This window comes from Micromonospora sp. Utrum1 (genome assembly GCF_057197805.1).
In genome coordinates, this window is record NZ_CM170071.1 from 4,513,966 (window position 1) to 4,530,860 (window position 16,895).

At 74.3% G+C, this 16,895-nt stretch carries 13 protein-coding genes; 9 read left to right on the top strand and 4 right to left on the bottom strand.

Annotation, left to right across the window (positions count from 1 at the left end; all coding sequences use genetic code 11):
- Positions 1-24: 24 nt before the first annotated feature.
- Positions 25-1,917 (bottom strand): molecular chaperone HtpG, encoded by a 1,893-nt coding sequence (htpG, locus tag AC0OLQ_RS21215; protein WP_484527684.1) that lies wholly within the window; start codon positions 1,915-1,917, stop codon positions 25-27.
- A gap of 157 nt (positions 1,918-2,074) precedes the next feature.
- Between htpG and AC0OLQ_RS21220 the strand changes: the two genes are divergently transcribed.
- Genes AC0OLQ_RS21220 through AC0OLQ_RS21230 form a run of 3 tightly spaced genes read left to right on the top strand, consistent with a single transcriptional unit; the run spans position 2,075 to position 4,277 of the window.
- A complete protein-coding gene (locus AC0OLQ_RS21220; RefSeq protein WP_484527685.1) occupies positions 2,075-2,803 on the top strand; it encodes a FadR/GntR family transcriptional regulator in 729 nt (242 codons plus the stop codon).
- Positions 2,800-3,627 carry a sterol desaturase family protein gene (locus AC0OLQ_RS21225; protein ID WP_484527686.1) on the top strand — a complete coding sequence of 276 codons (828 nt, stop codon included), beginning with the start codon at positions 2,800-2,802 and terminating at the stop codon, positions 3,625-3,627. The genes AC0OLQ_RS21220 and AC0OLQ_RS21225 overlap by 4 nt, the downstream gene beginning before the upstream one ends.
- Complete coding sequence (locus tag AC0OLQ_RS21230) at positions 3,624-4,277, top strand: lysoplasmalogenase (protein ID WP_484527687.1); 654 nt, start codon at positions 3,624-3,626, stop codon at positions 4,275-4,277. The genes AC0OLQ_RS21225 and AC0OLQ_RS21230 overlap by 4 nt, the downstream gene beginning before the upstream one ends.
- 96 nt (positions 4,278-4,373) lie before the next feature.
- Here AC0OLQ_RS21230 and AC0OLQ_RS21235 read toward each other — a convergent pair whose 3' ends face one another.
- On the bottom strand, positions 4,374-5,432 hold the full coding sequence (locus AC0OLQ_RS21235) for a PKD domain-containing protein (protein ID WP_484527688.1): 1,059 nt from the start codon (positions 5,430-5,432) through the stop codon (positions 4,374-4,376).
- A gap of 321 nt (positions 5,433-5,753) precedes the next feature.
- On the opposite strand from AC0OLQ_RS21235, the gene AC0OLQ_RS21240 reads away from it, so the two are divergent.
- Entirely contained in the window at positions 5,754-6,878 is a 1,125-nt protein-coding gene (locus tag AC0OLQ_RS21240; RefSeq protein WP_484527689.1) for a vanadium-dependent haloperoxidase, read from the top strand.
- 25 nt (positions 6,879-6,903) lie between these two features.
- Here AC0OLQ_RS21240 and AC0OLQ_RS21245 read toward each other — a convergent pair whose 3' ends face one another.
- Positions 6,904-7,833, bottom strand: a complete 930-nt coding sequence (locus AC0OLQ_RS21245) for an NAD(P)-dependent oxidoreductase (RefSeq protein ID WP_484532396.1) — start codon at positions 7,831-7,833, stop codon at positions 6,904-6,906.
- A gap of 135 nt (positions 7,834-7,968) precedes the next feature.
- Here AC0OLQ_RS21245 and AC0OLQ_RS21250 point away from each other — a divergent pair, with 135 nt between their 5' ends.
- From AC0OLQ_RS21250 to AC0OLQ_RS21265, 4 genes are all read left to right on the top strand, one after another.
- Positions 7,969-10,134, top strand: a complete 2,166-nt coding sequence (locus AC0OLQ_RS21250; RefSeq protein ID WP_484527690.1) for an FUSC family protein — start codon at positions 7,969-7,971, stop codon at positions 10,132-10,134.
- A gap of 55 nt (positions 10,135-10,189) precedes the next feature.
- Entirely contained in the window at positions 10,190-10,672 is a 483-nt protein-coding gene (gene smpB, locus AC0OLQ_RS21255) for an SsrA-binding protein SmpB (protein ID WP_357340314.1), read from the top strand.
- Positions 10,673-10,758: 86 nt separating this feature from the next.
- Positions 10,759-11,334, top strand: a complete 576-nt coding sequence (locus tag AC0OLQ_RS21260) for a helix-turn-helix domain-containing protein (RefSeq protein WP_357340316.1) — start codon at positions 10,759-10,761, stop codon at positions 11,332-11,334.
- Positions 11,331-12,608, top strand: a complete 1,278-nt coding sequence (locus tag AC0OLQ_RS21265) for an MFS transporter (RefSeq protein ID WP_484527691.1) — start codon at positions 11,331-11,333, stop codon at positions 12,606-12,608. Before AC0OLQ_RS21260 ends, AC0OLQ_RS21265 begins: the two co-directional genes overlap by 4 nt.
- A 105-nt stretch (positions 12,609-12,713) precedes the next feature.
- On the opposite strand, the gene AC0OLQ_RS21270 is transcribed toward AC0OLQ_RS21265, so the two are convergent.
- Positions 12,714-15,359, bottom strand: coding sequence for a glycoside hydrolase family 3 protein (locus AC0OLQ_RS21270; protein WP_484527692.1), 2,646 nt, complete (start codon positions 15,357-15,359; stop codon positions 12,714-12,716).
- Between the two features lie 268 nt (positions 15,360-15,627).
- Between AC0OLQ_RS21270 and AC0OLQ_RS21275 the strand changes: the two genes are divergently transcribed.
- A complete protein-coding gene (locus tag AC0OLQ_RS21275; protein WP_484527693.1) occupies positions 15,628-16,866 on the top strand; it encodes a ricin-type beta-trefoil lectin domain protein in 1,239 nt (412 codons plus the stop codon).
- The last annotated feature ends 29 nt before the right edge of the window (positions 16,867-16,895 follow it).

Genomic DNA, 16,895 nt, shown 5'->3' on the forward strand with positions numbered 1-16,895 from the left:
CCACGTCCCGGCGGGTCGCCCGGCCTACAGGCTCCGGGCGAGCCGGTCGGCGAGGATCCGGGTGAACCGGGCCGGATCGGCCAGCTCACCACCCTCGGCCAGCAGCGCCATGCCGTGCAACAGCTCGGCGGTCTCGGTCAGCGCGGTGTTGTCGCCGCCCTGCTCGTGCGCCTTGCGCAGCCCGGTGACGAGGGGATGGGTCGGGTTGAGCTCCAGGATCCGCTTGACCCGCGGCACCTCCTGCCCCATGGCCCGGTACATCTTCTCCAGCGTGGGCGTCATGTCGTGCGCGTCGCCCACCACGCAGGCCGGCGAGGTGGTGAGCCGGGTGGAGAGCCGGACCTCCTTGACGCTGTCGGCGAGCGCGCCGGTCATCCAGGTGAGCAGGTCGGCGTACTCCTGCCGCTCGGCCTCGGCCTGCTCCTTCTCCTCGTCGGTCTCCAGGTCGACCTGGCCCTTGGCGACCGAGCGCAGCGTCTTCCCGTCGTACGCGCCCACCCGCTCGACCCACACCTCGTCGACCGGGTCGGTGAGGATCAGCACCTCGTAGCCCTTGGCACGGAACGCCTCCAGGTGCGGGGAGTTCTCGATGGTGGCCCGGTTCTCGCCGGTGGCGTAGTAGATCTCGGTCTGGCCGTCCTTCATCCGCTCGACGTAGTCGCGCAGCGTGGTCAGCTCGGCCGGGTCGTGGGTGCTGGCCGCCCGGACGAGATCCAGCAGGGCCTCGGTGTTGTCCGGGTCCTCCAGCAGGCCCTCCTTGACCACCGCCCCGAACTCCGACCAGAAGGTGCGGTACGACTCGGCGGACAGTTCCTTGAGGGTGGCGAGGACCTTCTTCACCAGGCGGCGGCGCACGGCGCGGATCTGCCGGTCCTGCTGGAGGATCTCCCGGGAGATGTTCAGCGACAGGTCGTGCGCGTCCACCACGCCCTTGACGAAGCGCAGGTAGTTGGGCATCAGCGCGTCGCAGTCGTCCATGATGAACACGCGCTTGACGTAGAGCTGCACGCCTCGCCGGCCCTGCGGGGAGAACAGGTCGAGCGGGGCGTGCGAGGGCAGGAAGAGCAGCGCCTCGTACTCGAAGGTGCCCTCGCCGCGCATGTGGATGGTCTCGAGGGGGTCGGCCCAGTCGTGCGCGACGTGCCGGTAGAACTCCTTGTACTCGGCCTCGTCGACCTCGTCCTTCGCGCGCGCCCAGAGCGCCTTCATCGAGTTGAGCGTCTGCTCCTCGCGGGTGGTCGCGCCGTCCTCGCCCGGCTTCTCCACGGTCATCCGGATCGGCCAGGCGATGAAGTCGGAGTAGCGCTTGACGATCTCGCGGATGGTCCACTCGGCCGTGTAGTCGTGCAGGTTGTCCTCGGTGTCGACCGGCTTGAGGTGCAGGGTGACGGAGGTGCCCTGCGGCGCGGTGTCGACGGCCTCGACCGAGTAGGTGCCCTCGCCGGTGGACTCCCAGCGGGTGCCGCCGGCCTGCCCGGCGCGGCGGGTCAGCAGGGTCACCCGGTCGGCGACCATGAAGGTCGCGTAGAACCCGACGCCGAACTGACCGATCAGCTCCTGCGAGGCGGCGGCGTCCTTCGACTCGCGCAGCTTGCGTAGCAGTTCGGCGGTGCCGGACTTGGCGATCGTGCCGATCAGCGCGACCACCTCGTCGCGGGACATGCCGATCCCGTTGTCCCGCACGGTCAGCGTGCGGGCGTCCTTGTCGACCTCGATCTCGATGTGCAGGTCGGCGGTGTCGACCTGGAGGTCCTTGTCGACCAGCGACTCCAGGCGCAGCTTGTCCAGCGCGTCGGAGGCGTTCGAGATCAGTTCGCGCAGGAAGACGTCCTTGTTCGAGTAGATCGAGTGCACCATCAGCTGGAGCAGCTGACGGGCCTCGGCCTGGAACTCCAACGTCTCTACCCGGTCGCTCACACCGACTCCCTTCCACCAGTTCGCGGGGTGTTCCGGCGGAAAGGATACGAGGCGTGACGGTGGCGGCACCGACCGGTCGGACCGATGGCGGCCACCTGGAAACGCGACTGGTCCAACCAGTTGACGAGTTGATGTGTGCGGGGCCACACTGCTGCCCATGGCCTTCGCCCCCGTCCCCCGCGCCTCGGTCTCCGACCACGTCTTCGGCCAGCTCCGCGACGCGATCGTCAGCGGTCGCTACCGGCCGGAGGAGACCCTGCCCGGCGAGCGGGAGCTGGCCGCCGCCTTCGCGGTGAACCGGCACGCCGTCCGGGAGGCGCTGCGCCGGCTCCAGCAACTCGGCCTGGTCCGGGTCAGCCAGGGCGGCGCGACCCGGGTGCTCGACTGGCGGGTGCACGCCGGGCTGGACCTGGCGCTGTCGCTGGCCCGCTCGGCTGACGTACTCCCGGTCGACACGCTGGTCCGCGACATGCTGGAGATGCGGGCCTGCGTCGGCATCGACGCGGCGCGGCTCTGCGCGGAGCGCGGCGACCCGGAGGTCACCGCCGAGCTGGTCCGGGCGGCCGAGGAGTACGGCACGCTCGCCCCCGACCTGGACCTGATGAACGAGGCCAACATCGCGATCTGGTGGCTGATCGTCCAGGGCAGCGGCAACACCGCCTACCTGCTGGCGTTCAACAGCCTGGTGGCCGGCACCTTCGCGGTCGGCGACGTCCCCCCGGACGCCCGGGCCGCCGAGCTGCTCGACGTCGCCGGCCACCGCCGGCTCGCCGCCGCGATCGAGGCCGGCCAGGGTACGGCAGCCGCCCGCCACGCCCGGGCCCTGCTGACCGCCCCGGTCACCACCCCCACCAGCCCCGCCGCCAGAAGGGAAGCCCGAGCGTGATCCCCGCCGTGCTCTACGCCGTCCCGGCGTTCCTCCTCCTGATCATCATCGAGGCGGTCTCCTACCGCTTCCTCCCCGACGACGACGAGCGCGGCTACGAGCTGCGCGACACCACCACCAGCCTCTCGATGGGGCTGGGCAGCCAGATCATCGGCTTTCCCTGGAAGCTGCTCACCGTCGGCATCTACGCCGCACTGTGGATGGTCGCGCCGGTGCACCTCTCCCCCGGCCACTGGTGGACCTGGGTGATCGTCTTCTTCGCCGACGACCTCGCCTACTACTGGTTCCACCGGCTGCACCACGAGGTCCGCGTGCTCTGGGCCAGTCACGTGGTGCACCACTCCAGCGTCTACTACAACCTCTCCACCGCGCTGCGGCAGAGCTGGACGCCGATGACCTCGTTGCCGTTCTGGCTGCCCCTGGCGCTGCTCGGCATCCCGCCGTGGATGATCTTCCTGCAGCAGTCGATCAGCCTGCTCTACCAGTTCTTCCTGCACACCGAGCGGGTGGGCGTGCTGGCGCGGCCGATCGAGTTCGTCTTCAACACGCCCTCGCACCACCGGGTGCACCACGGGTCGAACGCCGAGTACCTGGACCGCAACTACGGCGGCATCCTCATCGTCTGGGACCGGCTCTTCGGCTCCTTCGAGCCCGAGCGGGCCCCGGCCCGGTACGGGCTGACCAAGAACATCCAGACCTACAACCCGCTGCGGGTGGCCACCCACGAGTTCGCCGCGATCTGGTCCGACGTCCGGCACGCCACCTCGTGGCGGCACCGGCTCGGCTACCTCTTCGGCCGGCCCGGTTGGCAGCCGGCCCGGTGAGACGCCCCTGGTTGGCCCTGTTCGGGGTCGTCGCCCTGGTCGAACTGGTCGGGGTCGCGGTCGACTCGACGCCGGCGCAGTGGCTGGCCAAGCCGCTGCTGGCTCCGCTGCTGCTGGCGTACCTGTGGGACCGGCGGCGCCGGGTGGACGCGGTGGCGGTGGGCCTGGTCGCCGCCACCGCCGGCGACGTGGCGCTGCTCGTGCCGGGGCAGGCCGCGTTCCTGGCCGGCATGGGGTGCTTCCTGGTCACCCAGGTCGCCTTCCTCACCGCCTTCCTCCGCCACCGCCGGCCCCCGGTGGCGGCGGCCGTCGGCTACCTGCTCGTCTGGGCCGGCGCCAACGCACTGCTCTGGGACGCGCTGGGTGCGTTGCGGCTGCCGGTGCTCGGCTACAGCCTGGCGCTGTCCCTGATGGCCGCCACCGCGGCCGGGGTGTCCCGGCGCACGGCGGCCGGCGGGGCGCTCTTCCTCGTCTCCGACCTGCTGATCGGCGTGGGGGCGGCGGGCAGTGACTTCCCCGGGCGGGACCTCCTGGTGATGACCACCTACGCGGCGGCCCTCCTGCTGATCACCACCGGCTGGGCCGCCGCCACGGCGGCGCGGCCGGCACGGCCCGCGTCGCCCGCCGAGGCCGCACAGCCCGTCTCCTGACCGACCGCGGACCGCTTGGGTGGCGGTGTCCGGTGTCCCCGGGCACCGCCACCCGCCGCGCCGCGCGTCGCTCACCCCCGTGATGGCGGCACCGGCTCAGCTCACCCGCACCGGGGTCGAGAGCAACTCGTTGTCGGCCGGGAGCGCGTCCCGGTTCTGCAGCACCGCGGCCACCGCCCGGAAGGTGATCTTCCCGGCGGCCCGGTCGTCCGCCGTGACCGTGTAGTCGAACGAGAAGGTGGTGCTCCTGCCCGCCGCCATCACCGGAACCGGCTGCGTATCGACCCCGACCTGCTCGTATCCGAACGGCCCACCCCGGTCGAGACGGACCTCGACGTTCTCGGCGTACCGGGTGTTCCGGACGGAGACGGTGACGGTGACGGTCTGCCCGGCCCGGGCGGTCGACGGCACGCCGAGCCGGTCGATCGACACGTCGTGGGTACGCACCACGACCGGGTGCGAGGCCGACGCGCTCCGCCCGTCGACCGTCCGCGCCGTGAGCCGGACGCTGTAGTCGCCGTCGGCGGTGAACCGGTGGCGCGGGAACTGGGCGTCCGACGTGGTGCCGTCGCCGAACTCCCAGCGGTAGGAGGCGATCCCCAGGCCGGCCGGATCGTGGACCGAGGGCCAGAAGGAGACCGTGTCGAAGACGCTGGGCTCGTACCCGGGGGGTGAGAAGTCCACCTCCGGGTCCGGCGCGACGTCGAGCCGGAAGTTGACCTGCTCGGCGAAGTCCGCCCCGGTCCGGAACAGGTAGGTCGTGCCGGCCCGGGCCTCGAAGGTCACCGGCGCGTAGCCGTACAGCGGCCGGCAGAACACCTCGGCGAGACTGTCCAGCGAGCTTCCCGTGTAGACCGCGATGCCCGGGTAGTCTGGGCCGGTGCCGGCCGTGACCATGCCGGTGCTGGTCGGCGTGTAGGAGTACCACACCGTGCGGGTGGAGCCGAAGCAGGACGTCGGCTCGCCGTCCTCCGCGGTCGCGGTGCTGAGGTCCTGGACGTTCGCGTACGGCAGCGCGTCGACCGGCAGCGCCGCGGCGAAGTCGTCGTTCACCACCGCCAGGCTGAACTCCGCACTCGCCGGAGCGGCGAAGGCCGGGCCCAGCAGTGCGATCACCCCTGCGACGGCGATGCGTGCGACATGACGTTTGATCACTGAAACTCCCCGTGTCCCTACTGGACGTGACGTTCCGACCGTAGGGCGCGACTGCCTGTGCCGTGGTTAAGGCAACCTCCGGTTACGGTTAAGACGGCGTCCGTTCCGGCCTCCTCGTCCGGCCGTCGATAACCTATTGAGCCGATAGGTTTACTAGGTTAGCCTGACGTGAGCTCTTTCCCCATACCTCGGGAGCTCACATGGCCTCCGCACGTCCCCACACGCGGCCCAGCCGCCGGACCCTGCTGATCGGCGCCGGCGCCGGCGCGGCCACCCTCGCCGCACCCGGCCTCGTCGGCGTCGCATCCGCGCGGATCCCAGGTGGACACCGTGCTCGAGTGGTACGACGTCACCGCGGCGACGATCGGGGTGATCACCGGGCCGCTCCAGGTCAACAGCAGCCGCACCTGGGCGATCGGCTGGATCGCCGCGTGGCGGGCGGTCACCCGGGCCGGCGGTGGCGCCCCCGCGGACGCCGCGCTCGCCGGGGCCGTGCACGAGGCCCTCACCACGCTGGCGCCGGCGCGCGCCGCCGACCTGGACGCGGCCCTCGCGGCCACGCTGGACCGGCTGGGCCCGGCCGCGGTCGCACGCACCGCCGTCGTGACCGGCCGGGACGCCGCTCGCGAGGTGCTCGCCGAGCGGGCCGGCGACGGGCTCGACCTCGCCTCGGTCAACCGACCCTTCACCCCGCCGGCGCCGGGCGTCTGGCGGCCGACCCCGCCCGGCTTCGCCGCCGCGGTGCAGGCCGGCCAGGGCGACGGCCGGCCGTTCCTGATCGACGACGTGCGGGCGTACCTGCCCGAACCGCCGCCCGCGCTCGACAGCGATCGCTACGCCCGTGACCTGGCCGAGAGCCGGGCGGTCGGCGCCGCGGAGACCAGCAGCCGCACCGATCGGCAGACCGACGTGGCCCGGTTCTGGGCGCGGACCTCGCTGAACGGCTACACCGGGGCGCTGCGCGCCGCCGTCGCCGCGCCGGGGCGGGCCCGCGGGACGGCGCGCCGGGCGGCGCTCGTCGCCCTCTTCCATGCGGCGACCGTCGACGCCCAGATCGTCACGTACGCGGCCAAGTACCGGGACCTGCGCTGGCGCCCGGTCACCGCCCTCCGGACCGGCCACATCGCGCCGGATCCGGCGTGGGCCCCGCTGATCACCACCCCCGCCCATCCGGAGTATCCCAGCGGGCACACCACCTACGCGGGGGCCGCCGAGATCGCCCTGCGGGCCCTCGCCGGGCCGCCGGACGGGCCGGTGGCGCTCACCAGCCCCACCGCTCCCGGCGTCACCCTCACCTACCGGGACTGGCGCGAGCTGACCCGGGACAACGTCGACGCCCGGGTGTGGTCGGGCATCCACTTCCGGCACACCGACGAGGTCGGCGCGACGGTCGGCCGCCAGGTGGCGGCGGCCGGGCTCGCCCGCTGGGACGGCCGACCGCTGTAGCCGCACCCGGACGCTCCGCCGCGTGCTATCGGGTCGCCTCCCGGGCGAGGGCCCGCGTCACGACCGTCAGGTCGTCGCCGCCGAGGCCCTGCTCGGCCGCGCGTCGCCACTCGCCGGCCAGCGCCTCGGCGGCCGGGAACCGGCCGGGCGGCACCTCGCGCAGCGCGAGGTCCACGTCCTTGAGCGCCAAGGCCAGCGAGTATTGCGTCGTGTAGTCGTCCCCGGCGATCCGGTCCAGCTTGTCGCCGGCCCAGGGCGACACCAGTGGGCTGCCGCGCAGGGCCCGGTGGACCGTGGCGCGGTCCAGGCCGAGCACGTCGCCCAGGGCGACGGCCGCGGCGATCCCCTCGTTCACGAAGGCGAGCAGCAGGTTGTTGACCAGCTTCAGCCGCGACCCGGCGCCCACCGGCCCCACCCAGACGGTCTGCTGCCCGACCGCGTCGAAGACCGGCGCCACCCGGTCCCGCACCTGCTCCGGGCCGGAGGCGAGGACGACGAGGCGGCCCTGTTCGGCCGGCCCCCGGCTGCCGGCCACCGGGGCGTCCACCAGGGTCACCCCGGGGCGCTCGGCGCGCACCAGCTCGGCCAGGCGCGCGGTCTCGGTCACCCCGATGGTGCTCATCTGCGCCCAGACCGCTCCCTCGGGCAGCGCGGCGAGCATCCCCTGGTCGACGGCGATCGCGCGCACCGCGGCCGCGTCGGTCACCATGGTCACCACCACGTCGGCCCGGCGTGCGGCGTCGGCCGGGTCCGCGGCGACCTCGGCGCCCTGGTCGCCGAGCGCGCGGGCCGGCTCCGGGTGCCGGTTCCACACCACCGTCGTCAATCCGGCCCGGATCAGGTTCGCCGCCATCGGCGACCCCATGCCGCCGAGCCCGAGCACCGACACCCGCGTCATCCGCCGCTCCCCGCCTCGCCTACCGGGCAGCCTAGGCGTGCCGGAGGCGGGCAGCATCCCGATCGCGGACACTCGCCCGACGGGGACGCGGCCGGTCGGTCCAACCGGGGAACGTCACCGCCGCCGACCCGATAGAGTCCCGGGAACAGACGGCCCGCCGCCCCCGGGGACCTGTTGGGGAGCGGTGTGGGCATGGGTCGACGGCCCGGCGAGGAGCTGCGGGACCGGCTGCGTCGCCGCGACCCGGGCTACCGCCTCATCCGTCGGGCGGTCCGACTGACCGTCGTCGCGTCTCTCACCTTCTACGGCTGCCGCTACGGCCTGGGCGACGTCACCCTCGCCACGTACGCCCTGTTCGGCACGGTCGCCACGGGCAGTTTCGCCCAGCTGCCGGGGCCGCCCGCGGTACGGGCGCGCACCGTGCTGGCCGCCGTACCGGTGGCCTGGGTGCTCGTGGCGGTCGGCACCGTGCTGGCGGTCAGCACCGCGGCGGCGTCCGCCGGGATGCTCGCCGTCGGGTTCGCGGTGGCGTTCGCGGGGGTCGGCGGGCCACGCCTGGTCGGGCTGGCCAACGCGCTCCAGCTCTTCTACATCCTGGCCTGCTTCCCGCCCTACCAGCCGGACACCCTCCCGGCCCGGCTGGCCGGGGTCACGCTGGGCGTCGTCCTCGTCGCGCTCGCCGAGGTGACGCTCTGGCCGGACCCGGCGCCGGCCACCTTCCCGCAGCGCCTCGCCGCGGCGGCCGGCGGCCTCGCGGACCTGGTCGACGCACTGGCGGACATGCTGGTCGCGCGGCCCGGCGCGGCGGAGGAGGCGGCCCGGCGGCACGCCCGGGCGGCACAACTGCTCGACGAGGTGCGGATGCCCCGACTGCCGATGACGGCACGCCCGACCTCGGCCGGTCGCCGCGACCGGGCCTGGCGGGACGCGGCGGCGGCCGCCCAGGAGGTGCTCGCGGTCGCCGGGCCCCTCGCGTCCCGGCCGGAGGTGCCGGGCAGTGGCGACGCCGACCTGGCGGGCGTGCTCCGGCGTTGCGCCGCCGCGCTCCGGCGCTCCGCGGACGTGGCGGTACGGCGGCCGGGGGCACCGGCCGTCGACGAGCCGGAGCGGGCCGCCGCGCTGCCGCCGTCGTGGCGGGCGGCCCGGCCGGCCCGGCTGCGCGTGGACGCGGCGGTCCGGACCCTCCTCGACCAGGTCGCCACCTACGCGACGGCGGTCCGGATCGCCACCGGTCCGCCGGAACGTCGCGCCGCGCGGCCGCCCGAGGCGGGCCCGGACCAGTTCTGGTACGCCGGGCGCAGCACGTGGTCGCTGTACCGGCAGCAGTTCCGGGCGCACCTCACCCCGCGGTCGGTTTACCTCGAGGGCGCGGTCCGGCTCGCCGTGGCCCTGACCGCCGCCCGGGTGGTCGCCGGGGTGGTCAACCTGCAACACGGGTTCTGGGTTCTCCTGGCGACGCTCAGTCTGATGCGGGCCTCCGCGTCGGACACCCGGACCACGCTGCGGCCGGCGTTGATCGGCACCCTCGCCGGGGGCGCCGCCGGCGGCCTGCTCCTGCTCGTCTCGCCGGAACGCCAGGCATACGCCGCTCTGCTGCCGCTGGCGCTGGTGCTTGCCTTCGGCGTCGGCCCCCTGCTCGGCCTGGGCTGGGCCCAGGCGCTGCTCACCCTGCTGCTCATCGTCGTGTTCGCCCAGCTCAACCCGGCGTCCTGGCAACTGGCCGGAGCCCGGGTGGTCGACGTCGCGATCGGCGCCGTGGTGGGCGTCCTCGCCGGCCTGCTGGTCTGGCCGCGCGGCAGCGGGGGCGAACTGCGCCGCAACGCGGGCGCCTACCTGGCGGCGAGCGGGCGGGCCGTCGAGAAGATCGTCGAGGCGCTGGCGGGTACGGCGGACGCGCGCGGCGCGGTCGACGCGGCCCGGCGCGCGGAGGCCCTCGCCAGCGCGTCGTTCGTCCAGTACCACATGGAGCGCCACGATCCTCGGCCGTCCCAGGTCGACTGGGACCGGGTGCTGGCGGCGGCGCACCGCGCCAGCCACGGCGGGCAGGCGCTGCTCGCCGACCGCCGGCCCGGCGCGCTGGCCCCGTGGCCCGGCCCGGCGACGGCGCTGGTCACGCGGGCCGGCCGGCTCCGGGACGACTACGCCGACCTCGGCCGCCAGGTGACGCGGGGCCGGATCGACCGGCCGCCCGCGCCCACGGACCCCGCCGGGGACATCGCGCGGCAGGTGCACGGGCTGGTGCGCGACGGCGAGGACCGGCCGGAGGTGCTGTCGCTGGTGGAGGTCGACGGCTGGCTCGACGACCTCGGCGGTCACCTCCGCCGCGCCGCCGCGCCACCACCGTCCCGGGCCGGCTGACGAGCCCCGGCCGGCGGGTATCCTGCTCGGCGTCGACCGGCGGGGAGGTGGGGGCGTGACCAGGGAGACCGGGCGCAAGCTGGTCGCCTCGAACAAGAAGGCGCGGCACGACTACACGATCCTGAAGACGTACGAGGCCGGAATCGTGCTGGCCGGCACCGAGGTGAAGTCGTTGCGCGAGGGGCGGGTGTCGCTGGTCGACGCGTTCGCCCAGGAGCGCGACGGCGAGATCATGCTGTACGGACTGCACATCGCCGAGTACGGCTTCGGCACCTGGACGAACCACCAGCCCCGGCGCACCCGGAAGCTGCTGCTGAACCGGGTCGAGATCGCCCGGATCCTGGAGAAGCTGCGCGACGGCGGGGTCACCCTGGTGCCGCTGTCAATGTACTTCTCCAACGGCTGGGCCAAGGTCGAGCTGGGCCTGGCCCGGGGCCGCAGGTCGTACGACAAGCGCCAGGCCCTCGCCGAGCGGGACGCCAACCGGGAGATCGCCCGCGAACTGGGCCGCCGCCTCAAGGGCCGCCGCCCGTCCTGATCACCCCGGCCCACGCGGCCCGCTTCCGCGCGTGCCGACACACAAGGCTTCTTGTACATCATCCGTTGTGGGTCTAGCCTGTCGTCATGTCGGACGAGCCGAGCACCCTGCACCTGACCGACCCGCGGGCCATGCGGGCGCTGGCGCACCCCACCCGGATCCGGCTCCTCGGCGAGCTGCGCATCCGTGGCCCGCAGACCGTGGGCATGCTCAGCGACGTCACCGGTGAGGCGGTCGGCTCGGTGAGCTACCACCTGGGCAAGCTGGCCGAGCACGACTTCGTCCGGGAGGCCCCGGAGCTGGCCCGCAACCGCCGGGAGCGGTGGTGGCGGGCCGCGCACGCGCGTACCGACTGGGAGCCGGTGGAGCTGCTCGACGACCCGGAGCGGCGGCTCGCCTCCGGCCTGCTCCGCCGGGCCGTCCTCCAGCGCTACGTCGAACGGTTCGAGGCCTACCTCGACGCCGAGGCGTCGCTGGACCCGGCGTGGGTGCGCGGCACCACCAGCAGCGACAGCTTCCTCCACCTGACTCCCGACGAGCTGGTGGAGCTGCGCCGCGAGCTGTCCGAACTGGGCGCCCGCTGGCAGGCGCGCAGCAACCCGGACCGGCCGGAGGCGCGGACGGTCACGCTGATCTGGCAGGCCTACCGGGGGCCGCAGTGAGCCGCCGGTGGGGGCCGCTGGCCGGGCTGCTGGCCGCGCACACGGTCTCGCTCACCGGCAACATGCTCACCCTGATCGCGCTGCCGCTCTATGTGCTGGCCGAGACGGGCTCCCCCGCCGCCACCGGGCTGGCCGGCGCGTTCGCCACCGCGCCGGTGGTGCTCGGCGGCGCCTTCGGCGGCGTGCTCGTCGACCGGATCGGCTACCGCCGGGCGAGCGTGCTGGCCGACCTGGTCTCCGGCGTGACGGTCGCCGCCGTACCGCTGCTGCACGCCACGGTCGGGCTGCCGTTCCCGGCGCTGCTCGGGCTGGTCTTCGTCAGCGGCCTGCTCGACACCCCGGGCCAGACGGCCCGGACGGCGCTGCTGCCCGAGGCGGCGACCGAGGCCGGTGTGCCGATCGAGCGCGCGATCGGCTGGTTCGGCGCCACCGAGCGGGGCGCCCGCCTGATCGGCGCGCCGGTGGCCGGCCTGCTGGTCGGCGCGCTCGGCGCGCTCCCGGTGCTGGCCGTGGACGCGGCGACGTTCGGCGTCTCGGCGCTGGCGGTGGCGGTGCTGGTGCCGGGGAGCCTGCGGCCGTCCGGCGGCCCCGGCGAACCCTCGGCCGGCTACTGGCGGGACTTCGCCGCCGGGCTGCGCTTCCTGGTCCGCGAGCCGCTGCTGCGCGCCATGGTGCTGCTGGTGCTGGTCACCAACCTCTTCGACGCGACCAAGAGCAACGTGCTGATGCCGGTGGTCGCGGCGCGGGACCTCGGCGGGGCGACCGCCTTCGGCGTGCTGGTCGGCGCGATGGGCGGCGGCGCGCTGGTCGGCTCGCTGCTGTTCAGCGCCGTCGGGCACCGCCTGCCGCGCCGCGCCACCTTCGTCACCGCCTTCGCCGTCTGCGGGGCGCCGCCCTTCTGGGCCCTCGCCGCCGCCCCGCCACTGCCGGTGATCGCCGCGGTCTGCGTGGTGTCCGGCCTGGCCGCCGGCGCCATCAACCCGCTGATCGGCGCGGTGGAGCTGGAGCGGGTGCCGGCGACCATGCGGGCCCGGGTGTACGGGGTGATCGGGGCGGGCGCCTGGGCCGCCATGCCGGTGGGCGCGTTCGGCGCCGGGCTGGCCGCCGACCGGTTCGGCACCACCGCCACCCTCGTCACCGTGGGCGCCGGCTACCTGCTGGTGGTGCTCACCCCGCTGCTCGGCGGCCCGTGGCGGGACCTGCGCCGGCCGGCGCCACCGGAACAGCCGCAGTCGGACCGCTCACCCACGCCCGCCGTCACCGGGGCGGAGTGACGGCGGCCGGCAGCCGGCCGGGACCGCGCGCGGCGACCCGGCCGGCCCGGGCCGGCACGCCGGTCTCCCCGATGACCGCTCACCCGGGGAGACCGGCGTGCCGGGTCAGGCGGCCACGCGGGCGAGCAGGGTGAACGCGCGGACCGGGTCGTCGGTGAGCTGGGCGTGGTCGGCGTCGGCGATCAGCGCCGCCCAGTTCTCCGGCGCGCTCCCCCGCACCACGGCGGCCTGGGCGGCGTCCCGGGCGACTCCGAGGATCGCCTCGACCAGCCCGGCGTCCCGGCGGTCCGCGCCGAGCTGTCGCCCGAGCCGGTCCAGCACCCGGGGGGCGTCGCGCAGCGAGCCGTCGGCGTTCCAGCCGGCCGGGGCCAGGGCCGCCCGCACCTGCGGCCGGTCGGCGGCGACCGCGGCCAGCCGGTCCCGGCCCGGGTCGGTGCGCAGGCCCCAGCCGAACGGGAACAGCGGCCGGTAGTCGGCGTCGCCAACGTTGACCGGCACCTGCGCCTCGTCCCGCGGCCAGCTCACCGGCAGCCGGCCGGTGAACGGGCGGCGGCCGAAGAGCACGTCGGCCACGCCGGCGCCCTCGCTGCCCGGCAGCCAGGACGCCACCAGGGCGTCGATCTCGCCGAGCTGGTCGGTGAGGACCTGCGGCCGGCCGGAGACCACCAGGACCACGCAGGTCGGCAGCGCAGTGCAGACCTTGTCGACGACCGCCCGGTCGGCGGGCTGGAGCCGCAGCGACTTCTCCTCCTGCTGCGGCACGCTGCACCAGCCGCACTCCGGGCCGCCGACGTCGCCGTAGCCCTCCGCGTACGGGGTCTCGCCGACCACCACGACACCGACCTGAGCGCCGTCGGTGGGGGCCGAGGCGTCGGCGCTGTAGGTGACCCGGGCCCCGGGGGCGACCTCGCGGATGCCGTCGAGGATCGAGGTGCCGGGGACGGCGTCGGCGCCGGAGACGCCCTGCCAGGTGATCGTCCAGCCGCCGGCCTGGTTGCCGAGGTCGTCGGCGTTGCGCCCGGCCAAGTAGATCGAGGCGTCGCGGCGCAGCGGCAGGGCCCGCCCGCTGTTCTTGAGCAGCACCTGCGACTTCGCCACCGCCTCCCGGCCGACGGCCCGGTGCGCCGCGCTGCCGACCTGGTCGACGTTGTCGGCCGAGGCGTACGGGTGCTCGAAGAGACCGAGCTCGAACTTCTTGGTGAGGATCCGCCGCACGGCGTCGTCGATCCGCGCGGTGCTCACCCGCCCGGCGGTCACCTCGGCCAGCAGCAGTTGCTCGAACTGCTCGGCGTTGTACGGCTCCATGAACATGTCGGTGCCGGCGTTCACCCCGACCCGGACCTTGTACGCGGTCAGCCCGCCGTTGGTCGGCTCGGCGGGGTCGGGGATCTGGTGGATGCCCTCCCAGTCGGAGATCAGGAAGCCGTCGAAGCCCAGCCGGCCCTTGAGCACGTCGGTGATGAGTTCGCGGTGGGCGTGCATCTTCGTCGGGTTGCCGAGCCCGTCCTCGGTCCAGTCCACGCTGGAGAAGGAGGGCATCACGCTGCCCACCTTGTGGGCCCGCACGGCCGGCAGGTACGGGGCGAGGTCGACGCGGGCGAAGTGCGCCCGGTCGGTGACGGTGACCCCCTGGTCGATCGGGTACTTCTGCTCCCACCAGGGCTTGCCCTCGTTCGCGGCGGCGACGGCCTCGTCGTAGTCGGTGTCGCCGTCGCCGGCGTAGTGCTTGGCGGTGGCCAGCACCCGGTCGTCGTCGTCGAGCCGGCCGGGCCGGCCCTGGAGGCCGTCGATGACGGTCTCCATCGACACCACCAGGGCCGGGTCCTCACCGAAGCTCTCGTAGCTGCGGCCCCACCGCTCGTCCCGGGAGACGCAGAGGCAGGGGGCGAAGTCCCACGGGATGCCGGTGGCGCGTACCTCGGCGGCGGTCGCGTGGCCGACCCGCTCGACCAGTTTGGGGTCACGGGTGGCGCCGAGCCCGACGTTGTGCGGGAAGACGGTGGCGCCGACGACGTTGCCGTGGCCGTGCACGGCGTCGATGCCGTAGATCATCGGGATCTGGAGGCGGGTGCTCAGCGCCTGCGCCTGGAGCCCGTTGACCATCTCGACCCAGGCCGCCGGGGTGTTGCTGGCCGGCGTCGAGCCGCCCCCGGAGAGCACCGAGCCGAGCTGCCAGCGGGCGACCGCGGCGGGGTCGTCGGCGACCGCCGCCCGCTCGGCCTGGGTCATCTGGCCGATCTTCTCCGCCAGGGTCATCCGGCCGAGCAGGTCGGCGACGCGCCGCCGCACCGGCAGCCGGGAGTCGAGGTACGGCAGGCCGTGCGCGCCGACCACCACGGTGGGCCGGGCCGCGACGGTGGCCCCGTCGGCGGCCAGGGTCAGCGGCACCGTCTCGGCGGTCTCCGCCGCCCCGTCCGCACGCACGCTGACCGCGACCGAGCGGGTGGCGCCGGACGGGCTGCCCGCCGGGAAGGTGAGCGTGCCCGAGGCGGCGGCGTAGTCGGCGCCGGGCGTGGCGGTGCCGGCGCCGGTGGCCCAGCGCACGGTGACCGGCGCGGCCAGGGGTCGCCCGTCGGGGGTGGACACACCGACGTCCACCGGCACCCGGCTGCCCTCGGCCGCCGCGTACACCGACCGGCCGGTGGTGACCGTGGCCGTGCCGGCGTCGGCGGCCGCCGCGGGCGGGGCCGGCAGCAGGGCCACCACCAGGGCGCCGGCCCCGGCGAGCGTGGCGGGTCTGGACAGTCTCATCTCGCGCCTCCCCCAGGACCGGTCGCCCGGTGCCCCGTCGGCCCCGGACCGCCCACGTCCCGGTTCCGGATCCTCCCGAACCGCATCGCATCGCGTCAATATTTCCGACCGGTTCCGGAACCGGTCGCGGCAACCCCGGGAAGCGCTCTCTTGACAGGTCCGCACTTCGTTCATAACTTCATCGAAGTATATCTTTACGGTTTGTTTACCGTTCGGCGACTCAGGTCCGCCGCAGCGGGGACGACCGGAAACCGCAGGGAGGCACCCCGTGCGCAGCATCCGCACCATCGCCGCCGTGGCCCTCGCGGCCGTGGGCCTCACGGCCGCGCTCACCACCGTCAGCGGCGCTCCCGCCGTGGCCGCGCCCGGCGCGGTGACCTGGTCCGACGACTTCAACGGCGCGGCCGGCACACCGCCGGACGGCAGTCGCTGGCGGTACGACACCGGCGGCAGCGGCTGGGGCAACAACGAATTGCAGTACTACACCAACAGCACCCGCAACGCCGCCCTCGACGGCAACGGCAACCTGGTCATCACCGCCCGCAAGGAGAACCCGGCCGGCTACTCCTGCTGGTACGGCAGCTGCCAGTACACCTCGGCGCGGCTGCTCACCAACGGCACGTTCAGCCAGGCGTACGGCCGCTTCGAGGCGCGCATCAAGATCCCGCGCGGGCAGGGGCTCTGGCCCGCGTTCTGGATGCTCGGCAACGACATCGCCACCAACCCGTGGCCCAACAGCGGCGAGATCGACATCATGGAGAACATCGGCCGGGAGCCGTCCACGGTGCACGGGAGCCTGCACGGGCCGGGCTACTCCGGCGGCGCCGCGCTGACCGGTCAGACCTCGCTCCCGGGCGGCCAGGCGCTCGCGGACGCCTTCCACACCTACACCGTCGACTGGGCGCCCGACTCGATCACCTGGTACCTGGACGGCGTGGCGTACTCCCGCAAGACCCCGGCCGACGCCGGCAGCAACCGGTGGGTCTTCGACCACCCGTTCTTCATGATCATGAACGTCGCGGTCGGCGGCAACTGGCCCGGCTCGCCGGACGGCAGCACCATCTTCCCGCAGACCATGGTGATCGACTACGTCCGGGTCCAGGCCTGGGACAACGGCGGTGGCTCCACCACCGGCGCGCCGATCGTCGGGTACGGCAACAAGTGCGTCGACGTCGCGTCCGCCAGCACCGCCAACGGCACCCCGATCCAGCTCTGGACCTGCAACGGCACCGCCGCCCAGCGGTGGACCTGGAACGCCGACGGCTCGGTGCGTGCGCTCGGCAAGTGCATGGACGTGGCCGGCGGGTCGACCGCCAACGGCGCCAAGGTGCAGCTCTACGACTGCAACGGCACCGGCGCCCAGCGGTGGACCTTCACGGCCGCCGGCGACATCGTGAACCCGCAGTCCAACAAGTGCCTGGACGCCACTGGCGTCAGCTCCGCCGACGGCACCCGATTGCAGATCTGGGACTGCACCGGCGGCGCGAACCAGAAGTGGCGCCGCTGACCGCGACCGCCTTTTCGCAGGAGTGACCC